Raw genomic sequence first — 10,305 nt, 5'->3', positions numbered from 1 at the left:
TTAAGCGGCTTGCCGGAATTGGATGTGAGTGGCGGTTAGGGTGCCATACTGGTCGCAGAGGCCCTTGGCATCCGATTCGTCGTGGGTCACCAGTAAGGCCGGTGTATTTTCCTGTTTGAGCCATTGTCGCGTTTCTGCGGTCAAGCCACGACGCAACTCAGGGTCCAGGTTTGAAAACGGCTCGTCCAGTAATACCAGCGCCGGCTTGGGGGCAAGAGCACGTGCCAAGGCGACGCGTTGTTGTTGGCCGCCGGAAATTTCATGCGGATAACGTTCAGCTAATTCCGTGAGGCGAATCATGGTCAACAGTTCGTTCACCCGTTTGGATTGTTCGGTTTTGGACAGATTACGTAGGCCGAAGGCGATGTTTTGTGCTACCGTCAGGTGTGGGAAAAGCGCGTGATCCTGGAAGACCATGCTGATATTGCGTTTTTCCGGTGGTAGGGATTGGCCATCGCAGGCGACACAGCGGTCGTTGACGGTAATGACGCCGGATTGAATCGGGGTGAAGCCTGCAATGGAACGCAATAGCGTGGTTTTGCCGCAGCCACTGGGTCCAAGCAGACCGATGATTTCACCGGCTGAAAACGACAGTGTAAAATCGTTGAATAAGGCTTGTTGACCTAAGTTAATGCAGATTTTATCCAGTGCCACCATGTGTGATTCCATCCCAGAAGTCATAAATGTGGTAACAATATTAAAGTAAATGAGAGTAATTTACAATATCAAAAAGGATAAAAAGTTAGGGGATTTCGAAGCCGGTTGAGAAAGCGGCTCCGAAGGTGGGTCGCATCCTGCTAGCGAGCGGCGGCGGCAAATTCTTCGCGTAACCGCTGGAAACTTTGGTAGCGCGAAAAGTGAATGGCGTCGGCTTCGACCGCTTGGCGGATGGCGCAGTCGGGTTCCGTGGTGTGGGTGCAGTTATTGAATTTGCACTGTCCGAGGTAGGGTGCGAAGTCGGGATAGGCGGCTTCCAGTTCATGCAGTTCGCAAGGCGCGGGGCTGAATTGACGCACACCGGGTGAGTCGATGATGTTGCCGGCTGAACCGAGCGGTTCGGTCTTGTCCACTGGCAGGTGGTAGAGAATGCTGTTGGTGGTGGTGTGTTTGCCTAGGCCTGTCGATTCCGACAATTCACTGGTTTTGATGTCGATGTCGGGAATCAGGGTTTGGATGAGTGACGATTTACCCGCGCCGGATGGGCCGACAAAAACGCTGTTTTTAGCCGTCAGAAACGTTTTGAGTTCATCAAGCCCGTCACCGCTGTCGGCGGACACGGGTAGAATCTCCAGCCCCAGTTCGTCATAGGGAAGCAGCAACTCAGCAATGGCCTCCCAGTGTTCGTCGGAATCGATCAGGTCAATTTTATTGATCAGAATCAGCACGGGCAGTTGCATTTGATGGGCGGTGACCAGATAACGGTCAATCATGTCGGGATGCACGCCCGGTTCAATGGGGGTGACAATCACCAGTAGATCGATATTGGCCGCCACCATTCGTTTTTGCCCGCGGAATCCGGGGCGGCTGAGTTCTTGGTGGCGTGGTTCGACGGCGATGACCACGCCTGAGTGGGGTTCGCGATCGGTTTGCCAGCGCACTCGGTCGCCCGCCACCAGCTTGCCAAGATGCTGTCGAACGGCACAGTTGTAAACCTGCCCGTCGTCGCCTTCTACGAGCAGGCGTTTGCCAAAGTTGGTAATCACCAGGCCGGGTTGTTTTTCGCCTAGAGCGCTGTGGTCACCATCGTTGGGGGCGGCTGTGGTTTGGCGTGCTTGTTTTTGATGAACGCGCCGCTGTTGGTGTTGGTTGAGTTTGCGTTTTGCCACTTGGGATTCTTTGTATGAGGGTGGGGGGTGTTGCTCTTTATTTAAAGGAGCAATGAATTAATCGAGCAAAGCGTCGATTTTGGCGGCCATGATAAAGTCGTTTTGGCTGAGCCCTTTAATCGCGTGCGTTGTGAGAATGACCTTGCATTGATTGTAGCCGAAGCAGAGCTCTGGGTGGTGATCTTCTTTGTGGGCGACCCAGGTGATGGCGTTGACGAAGGCGACGGTTTGGTGATAGTTTTTAAACGAAAACGTTTTGACGAGCGTTTGATAGTCCAATGGGACATCCCAGCCTGGCATTTGGGATAAGTGGCTTTCGATGGTGGGGATAACAAGCGCTTTATGGCCTTTTTCGATGTCAACGCAGGACTGGTCTTTTAGAGGCATGTCTTCTTGCTGGGGTTGTGTCATGGTTTGGCTTCCTGTGTTTTGGCGTCTATTTGGCGTTTTATGTGCCGCTTAACCCGAACAGGGCGCTTCGGGTAAGCCTTAATGTTATGGGGTCAGGCCTGGCGATTTTCAAGCGATTTTAAATGATCGATGCGGATCTTGGCTGGCGGATGACTGTCGTGATAGGCGGAGTAGGCTGGATCCGGTGTCAGGCTGCTGGCGTTGTCACGGTACATTTTCAGCAAAGCAGAAATCAGTGGTGCCGACCCAGTGGTGCGCGACGCAAAAGCATCGGCTTCAAACTCGTGTTTACGGCTTTTGAGGGCGCTAATCGGCCCCAAGAAAAAGAACATCACCGGAACAACGGTCATAAACAGCAGCAGCGCAGTTGCAGGGGTTTCGGACGTCATGCCCAGCCCGAGGTAGAACTCGGGTTGCTTGGCCAGCCAGCCCAGAATGAACAGACCGACAAAGCTCAATGCAAAGGACACAATCATGCGCTTTTTAATGTGGCCGTGTTTGAAGTGTCCCAGTTCATGCGCGAGCACGGCTTCCACTTCTTCCGGCGTCAGCGATGCCAGCAAGGTGTCATAAAAGACGATGCGCTTGTTTTTGCCAAAGCCGGTGAAGTAGGCATTGCCGTGACCGGAGCGCGAGGAGCCGTCCATTACAAAAATGCCATTGGATTCGAATCCAGTGCGTTCCAAGAGGGCTTCGATACGTTGTTTCATTTCGCCGTTTTCCAGCGGGGTGAAGGTGTTAAAAATCGGTGCAATCCACTTTGGATAAGCCCAAAGCAAAACCAGGTTGAACGCCACCCAGAGCACCCAAATGTAAAACCACCAGGCCTGGTCAAAATAGGCATTCATAATGCTGAGCACGCCCCAAAGCATTGGCAGGCCAATGACTAGCCCCAGCAGCCATTGCTTCAGAAGATCGGAAATGAATTTGCCGGCGGTCATTTTGTTAAACCCAAAAGCCTCTTCGATTTTAAAGGTGGCGATGACCGCAAAGGGCAGGTGCAGTAACGATAAAAACCAAAAGGTGGACAGCAAAAAGCCGACATCACGCCAGATGGGGGTCAGCTCGGTCGCCAGCCAGTAATCGTATATCTGTTGAAAGCCGCCACCGAGGGTCATAAACAGCAATACGGCGGCATCGAAAAACAAAATAAAACGTGACAGTTGCAGTTTGGCACGGCTGTAATCGGCCGCTTTCTGGTGCGCTTCCAGGGTGACAGCGGCTTCAAATGCGTTTGGCACCTTGTCGCGATTCAGGCCAATGTGGAATTGGTTTTTGACATTGAGCCATAATTCAATCAGCAAGTTTAACGAGAGGGTGGTGATGAATAAAACAGTGATCCAGCTCATGAAATGTGACCTTGATTTCGGTTAGCAAGCGCCCTTGCGCGTTGTGGCTTGTGGCGATAAGGTTTAAACTAACGACTATTCTAGTTTAAAAGGTTCAGTGAGTGTAGCGATGAAGTCTGAAAATAATTTGATATGGATTGATTTGGAAATGACCGGTTTGGATCACAAAACCGATCAGATTATCGAAATCGCCACAGTGGTAACGGATGCCGAATTGAATGTGCTGGGCGAAGGGCCGGTGTTTGCGATTCAGACCGAGCAGCATTATCTGGACGGCATGGATGAATGGTGCACCACGCATCACGGCCAATCCGGCCTGACTCGGCGTGTGCAGGAAAGCGAGATTTCCATGCGTGAAGCGGAATTGCAGACGCTGGCGTTTTTGCAGGACTTTGTGCCGAAAGGAAAGTCGCCCATGTGCGGCAACACCATTTGTCAGGATCGACGGTTTTTGATTGAACAAATGCCGGAGCTGGAAGTGTTTTTTCATTATCGCAATTTGGATGTCTCCACATTAAAAGAATTGGCCAAACGCTGGGCACCAAGTGTTTATTCGGCCTACACAAAAAAAGGGGCGCATTTGGCTCTGGACGATATTTACGAGTCCATTGACGAGTTGAAGCATTACCGACAACAGCTTTTTCGACCTGACTTTCACGGGGTCTGAACCGGCCGCTGCTTTCACCTGGCAACAGCAGCCACCAAGGGCAAATACAGAAACTTTTGACCTCCGGTTGACCTCTGACCGTTTGATGTCGTGTGGCATCGGAGGACAAGCGAAAGGGCGCATGATTTATGACGTTTCCGGGTTGGGTTATGAACCCCGCAGAAACGAAGCGCTCGGGGTTCGCAGGGTGGCGTCGCGATCCTCAACTGGATTCAATCAAAGGTTCCTAAAAAAACTTCATTTGGGTATAATCAAAAGCTTACCCTTTGAATTTCGCTTTGTATGAAAGCCGAAAGGATCGGGTAAGTCGGATCTTGATTGAATTTAATTGAATGGATCAGAATCACCAGACCTGGTAATTCTGATGAAAAACGGAGGACCGTTGTTGTGGAATTAACTGGTGCCCAGATTCTTGTACATTATTTGGAAGATGAGGGCGTAGAGCATATTTGGGGGTATCCTGGCGGGGCGGCTTTGCCCATCTATGATGCCTTGGACACGGATGCACGTAAAATCAAACACGTGCTGGTCCGTCATGAACAGGCCGCAGTGCATGCGGCAGACGGGTTCGCGCGCTCTACAGGTAAACTAGGGGTCGCTCTTGTGACATCCGGGCCGGGTGCCACCAATACCGTGACGGGTATTGCGACAGCCTATATGGATTCGATTCCGATGGTTGTCATCACCGGCCAGGTGGCCACCAACATGATTGGTCTGGATGCGTTCCAGGAAATCGATACGGTGGGGATTACAAGACCGATTGTCAAACACAACTTCTTGGTCAAGGATGTCAATGACCTCGCGATCACGCTCAAAAAAGCGTTTTATATCGCAACGACCGGCAGACCCGGGCCGGTCGTGGTCGACATCCCGAAAGATGTCCAAAATGCCAAAAGCTCCTATGAATATCCACAAGAAGTCAGTTTGCGCTCCTATGTACCTGTAACAAAAGGCCATAGCGGACAAATCAAAAAAGCCATCGACATGATGCTGGAAGCGAAAAAACCCATTATTTACACCGGTGGCGGTGTGGTGTTGGGCGGGGCTTCCGAAGCCATGACCGAATTGGCCAGAACGTTGAATTTTCCGGTCACGAATACCCTGATGGGGTTGGGCGCTTATCCAGCGGAAGACAGACAGTTTGTCGGAATGCTGGGCATGCACGGCACCTATGAAGCCAACTTGACCATGCACCATTCCGATTTGATTATTGCCATCGGTGCACGTTTCGATGACCGAGTGACCGGTAACCTGGAAAAATTCTGCCCGGATGCCAAGATCATTCACATCGACATTGACCCAGCGTCCATTTCCAAAAACGTGGTGGTGGACATTCCAATCGTCGGGCCGGTCAAGCAAGTCTTGTTGGAAATGCAGGCGTTATTGAGTAAAAGCAAAGCCGTGCCCGATGCAGAGGCTCTGGCCAACTGGTGGGAGCAGATAGACGCTTGGCGTGCGACCAAGTGCCTGCGTTACGACCAGGTGGGGCACAAAATCAAGCCGCAAGCGGCGATGGAAGCGGTGTGGGAAGTCACCAAAGGCGATGCCTATGTCACCTCGGATGTGGGGCAACATCAGATGTTTGCCGCGCAATACTATCAGTTCAACAAGCCGCGTCGTTGGATCAACTCCGGCGGTTTGGGCACCATGGGCTTTGGTTTGCCAGCCGCAATGGGGGTTCAGGCCGCTTTTCCCGACGCCACCGTTGTGTGTGTGACGGGGGAGGGATCCGTGCAAATGAATATCCAGGAAATGTCAACCTGCCTGCAATACGGTTTGCCGATCAAGGTGGTGTGTCTGAATAACGGTTTCTTGGGCATGGTGCGCCAGTGGCAGGAGTTTTTCTATGACCGCCGCTATTCCATGTCCTATATGGATTCGCTGCCGGATTTTGTGAAACTGGCCGAGGCCTATGGGCATGTCGGCGTGCGTATTGATGATCCAAAAACCATGCGCCAGCAGCTTGAAGAAGTCTTTTCCGATCAATACAAAGACCGTTTCGTCTTTATCGACATCGTCACCGATCAGCAGGAAAACGTCTATCCGATGATTCCCGCCGGTGCGGGGCTTGACGAAATGATTTTGGTGTAGGGAGGAGACGAATGAAACATATTATTTCAATGTTGATTGAAAACGAATCCGGTGCGCTGTCGCGCGTGGCGGGGCTGTTTTCTGCACGCGGTTACAATATTCATGCCTTGACCGTAGCGCCCACCAATGACGAAACCGCATCCCGGCTAACATTGGTCACCAGTGGAGACGATCAGCAAATCGAGCAGATCGTCAAACACTTAAACCGCCTGATTGATGTGATTAAGGTGGTGGATATTACCGAAGGGCAGCACATCGAGCGTGAATTGATGTTGGTGAAGCTGAAAGCGGTCGGTGCCATGCGTGAAGAAATCAAACGCTTGTGCGATATTTTTCGTGGCACCATTGTGGACGTCACCGCCAGTATTTATACCGTTCAATTAGTGGGTGAAACCCAAAAGCTGGACGCGTTCATTGATGCGATTGACAATGGTTTAATTGTGGAAATGGTGCGTTCCGGCGCGGTTGGCCTGATGCGTGGCGAAAAATCGCTTCACCTGTAACGCCATCTCCATAAACCATAAGATTTATTTTTACAATTAACTTACTTTTAGGGAAAAACAATGCAAGTGTATTACGACAAAGACTGTGACCTGTCCATCATCAAAGGCATGAAAGTGGCGATTATCGGGTTTGGTTCACAAGGCCATGCGCACGCCGCCAACCTGCAGGATTCCGGTGTGGACGTCACTGTTGGTTTGCGTGCCGGTTCCGCTTCCATCAAGAAAGCGGAAGGGTATGGTTTGAAAACCGCGGATGTGGCCACGGCGGTCGCCAATGCGGATTTGGTCATGATTCTGACGCCGGATGAATTTCAATCGGTGTTGTATCGCGAAGAAATCGAGCCGAATATCAAGCAGGGTGCGGTATTGGCCTTTGCTCATGGCTTTGCCATTATCTACAACCAAATCGAGCCGCGTAAGGATTTGGACGTGGTGATGATCGCACCGAAAGCGCCGGGTCACACGGTACGTTCCGAATTCGTTCGCGGTGGCGGGATTCCAGATTTGATCGCCGTGGAGCAAAATGCATCCGGTAAAGCGAAAGACATCGCTTTGTCTTATGCCTCAGCGATTGGTGGTGGTCGTACCGGTATCATCGAAACCACCTTCCGTGACGAGTGTGAAACCGATTTGTTCGGTGAGCAAGCGGTACTGTGCGGTGGTGCAGTGGAATTGGTGAAAGCCGGTTTCGATACCTTGGTGGAAGCCGGTTATGAACCGGAAATGGCGTACTTTGAATGTTTGCATGAGTTGAAATTGATTGTGGATTTGATGTTTGAAGGCGGTATTGCCAATATGAACTATTCCATTTCCAACAATGCCGAGTATGGTGAATATGTGACCGGTCCTCGTGTGATTAACGACGAGTCGCGTGAAGCCATGCGTCAAGCGCTGAAAAATATTCAAACCGGTGAGTATGCCAAGCAATTCATTTTGGAGGGTCAATCCAACTATCCGTCCATGACGGCGCAGCGTCGTTTGAACGAAGAGCATGGTATCGAAGTGGTCGGGCGTAAGTTGCGTGCAATGATGCCTTGGATTTCGGCCAATAAAATCGTTGACCAAGAAAAAAACTGATCCGTTTTTGTTCTTGACCCATTAAAAACCTGCCTTGTGCAGGTTTTTTTGTGTCCGTATAAATCCTAAGGCTGATAATGTGATAATATATTGTGCTTATAGAAACGTGACGTGACCGCGGTGTTTTAGTAGCGAGCGGCTCGCGATGGGTGGCTGAGTAGATGTACTGTGACTTTTTTGGTTTGAAAAGGCGTCCTTTCAAATTGTCGCCAGACCTGGCTTTTTTCTATCAGCAGGCGGATCGTGAGACCCTGCTGCAGGCGTTGCTGTTTGCTGTGCGTCGCGGGGATGGTTTGATGACCGTCATCGGAGAAGTGGGCGTTGGTAAAACCACTTTATTGCACTTGTTGTCGCATTCCTTGCCGAAAGACTATCGGCCAGTGCAGCTAACGTCGCCCAATGTAAATGCGCATGAACTCTTGAAGTTGATTTGTCTTGAATTGGCGCTGCCGGTTACCGCAAATGACACTCAGCAAGATTTGACACGCCTTTTGCAGCAGTTTCTGATTGATCAGCACTGCCTTGGTCAGCGGGTGATTCTGCTGGTGGATGAAGCACAAGCCATTGTGCCGGATACCCTGGAAGAATTACGTTTGTTGAGTAACCTTGAAACCCATGACGATAAACTGCTGCAAATGATTTTGTTTGGTCAGCCCGAATTGGAAGCCACTTTGAACGATGTGCGGTTGCGGCCGATAAAAGACCGTGTGGTGCATCAATTTCGGTTGCAACCTTTGAATAGCATGGAAGTGATGGCCTATCTGAATTACCGAATGCGTGTGGCGGGTTACCTGCAGGCGGATGTGTTTTCTTTGAAAACCGCTCGTCGGATTCGACGCCTATCAAAAGGTCTGCCGCGTGCGATTAACCTTTGCGCGGATAAATTGCTTATGGCGGCCTTTTCACGAGGCGACAGAGTGTTGCACCGCAGACACTTTCAGGTGCTGGAAGGTCGTCATCGGGTGCGCGGAGGGGTTGGATGGTTTGTGGCTGTGAGTTTGGTAGGGCTGCTGTCCATCACCAGTTGGTATGGGTTGAGTATGGGTTGGCTGGGAGAAGCGGGCTAAGTTGCGCGTCAATTTCGACTAAACCTGAGTCAATGCAAAGGTGGAGAACAAAGGGATTCATGGATGAATAATTCGACAAGCCGTCATATTTTAATGGTATCCGCTTTAGTCTTCTGGCTCAGTGCCTGCAGCGGTCTCGGTGGGCAAAAAACGTCGGCAGATGAGGGCAACGAATCCGCTGAATCGGTGGAGAACCGGTTTCAACCGAAAGGCCACTTAAACTCACGACCACCACTGGAAACGGTGGTACCGTCACCGGCCGTGATTCCGGATTTGGTGACGGATGAGGCCATTAATGTGAATCCGTCTGAGATGGTCGATATTAAGCGCTACAGTGTGTCCGCCATAAAGGTGCCCGCCGCAGAACTTTTGTTTAACCTTGCCAAAACGGCCGGTATGCAATTGGATTTATCGGCATCCGTCAGTGGCCGTGTGACTATTAATGCCATCGATCAGCCGTTGGAGCAGATTTTACAGCGAGTGGCGCAGCAACTGGATGTGCTATACGAGGTGGACGGCGATGTAATTACCGTCAAGCCGGATACGCCTTTCTGGAAAAGCTACGAAGTGGATTACGTGAATGTCACCAAGCGCATTCAGGACACGACGGTGATGAAAATGTCGGTGGGAAATACCCTTGAAGGCTTTAATATGAATCGCGGCAATCAGAGCAGCGAATTTAAACTAGACACCACAGCGGTGAGTGATTTTTGGGTCACACTGGAAGAAAATGTGTCCGCCATGGCCAAGCTGGAAATCAAGCCGGTGAAAACCGTTTCTCAGTTGCGATCGTTTGACGATGATCGCCAGCGGGCGGGTCAGAATTTACCGGAAGCCGAGTGGCGAATGCAGGCCTATACCGAGGGGGTGGAAACCCGATCACGGGAGACGTTGGTGTCCACCACGTCGGAAGAAGTGGACAATGTGGTGGTGAATAAGGAAGCGGGGTTGCTAACGGTTTACACCAATCAGCGGCAGCATCAGCAAATCGCCCGTTATTTGCGGGATACATTGAACCGAACCCATAAACAGGTGCTGATTGAAGCCACGGTGGTGGAGGTGGCGTTAAATGATCAGCACCAGGCCGGTGTGGACTGGAGTGCGGTGACATCGAGCGGTTCCGGTTCGGCATCGATTACCCAGAGTATGCTCGGCAAAAACTTGTCAACCGACCCGAATTTCTCTATTAACCTCGCCTCTCTCGGTGCCTGGGATTTTTCGCTCGGCATCAAACTGTTGCAGCAGTTTGGTGATACCAAGGTCTTGTCCAGCCCCAAAATCATGGCGATGAATAATCAGACAGCGCTCTTGAAG

General features: G+C 51.1%; 9 protein-coding genes and 1 pseudogene. 6 read left to right on the top strand and 4 right to left on the bottom strand.

The annotated features are described in order from the left end of the window. From ACP5D0_RS08340 to ACP5D0_RS08325, 4 genes are all read right to left on the bottom strand, one after another. Positions 1–669 (bottom strand): ABC transporter ATP-binding protein, encoded by a 669-nt coding sequence (locus tag ACP5D0_RS08340; RefSeq protein ID WP_472365230.1) that lies wholly within the window; start codon positions 667–669, stop codon positions 1–3. 128 nt (positions 670–797) lie between these two features. Continuing rightward, positions 798–1,826: a ribosome small subunit-dependent GTPase A gene (gene rsgA, locus ACP5D0_RS08335; protein WP_472365229.1), complete on the bottom strand. Its 1,029-nt coding sequence runs from the start codon at positions 1,824–1,826 to the stop codon at positions 798–800. 57 nt (positions 1,827–1,883) lie between these two features. Continuing rightward, positions 1,884–2,237: a 4a-hydroxytetrahydrobiopterin dehydratase gene (locus tag ACP5D0_RS08330; RefSeq protein WP_472365227.1), complete on the bottom strand. Its 354-nt coding sequence runs from the start codon at positions 2,235–2,237 to the stop codon at positions 1,884–1,886. A 92-nt stretch (positions 2,238–2,329) separates the two neighbouring features. Next, complete coding sequence (locus ACP5D0_RS08325) at positions 2,330–3,586, bottom strand: M48 family metallopeptidase (RefSeq protein ID WP_472365226.1); 1,257 nt, start codon at positions 3,584–3,586, stop codon at positions 2,330–2,332. 109 nt (positions 3,587–3,695) lie between these two features. Here ACP5D0_RS08325 and orn point away from each other — a divergent pair, with 109 nt between their 5' ends. The 6 genes and pseudogenes from orn to ACP5D0_RS08295 all read left to right on the top strand — a co-directional run. Then, positions 3,696–4,253, top strand: a complete 558-nt coding sequence (orn, locus tag ACP5D0_RS08320; RefSeq protein WP_472365225.1) for an oligoribonuclease — start codon at positions 3,696–3,698, stop codon at positions 4,251–4,253. Between the two features lie 387 nt (positions 4,254–4,640). Further along, positions 4,641–6,344: an acetolactate synthase 3 large subunit gene (locus ACP5D0_RS08315; protein ID WP_472365224.1), complete on the top strand. Its 1,704-nt coding sequence runs from the start codon at positions 4,641–4,643 to the stop codon at positions 6,342–6,344. An 11-nt stretch (positions 6,345–6,355) separates the two neighbouring features. Further along, a complete protein-coding gene (gene ilvN / locus ACP5D0_RS08310; RefSeq protein ID WP_472365222.1) occupies positions 6,356–6,847 on the top strand; it encodes an acetolactate synthase small subunit in 492 nt (163 codons plus the stop codon). Between the two features lie 60 nt (positions 6,848–6,907). Then, positions 6,908–7,924 carry a ketol-acid reductoisomerase gene (ilvC, locus tag ACP5D0_RS08305; RefSeq protein ID WP_472365221.1) on the top strand — a complete coding sequence of 339 codons (1,017 nt, stop codon included), beginning with the start codon at positions 6,908–6,910 and terminating at the stop codon, positions 7,922–7,924. A 203-nt stretch (positions 7,925–8,127) separates the two neighbouring features. Further along, complete coding sequence (locus ACP5D0_RS08300) at positions 8,128–8,991, top strand: ExeA family protein (RefSeq protein WP_472365219.1); 864 nt, start codon at positions 8,128–8,130, stop codon at positions 8,989–8,991. Between the two features lie 63 nt (positions 8,992–9,054). After that, a pseudogene (locus ACP5D0_RS08295) lies at positions 9,055–10,305 on the top strand (hypothetical protein); the annotation flags it as partial.

This window comes from Hydrogenovibrio sp. (genome assembly GCF_049975065.1).
Lineage (GTDB): Bacteria > Pseudomonadota > Gammaproteobacteria > Thiomicrospirales > Thiomicrospiraceae > Hydrogenovibrio.
The sequence above is the reverse complement of the archived record's forward strand: the minus strand, read 5'-3'. Positions and strand labels throughout refer to the sequence as shown.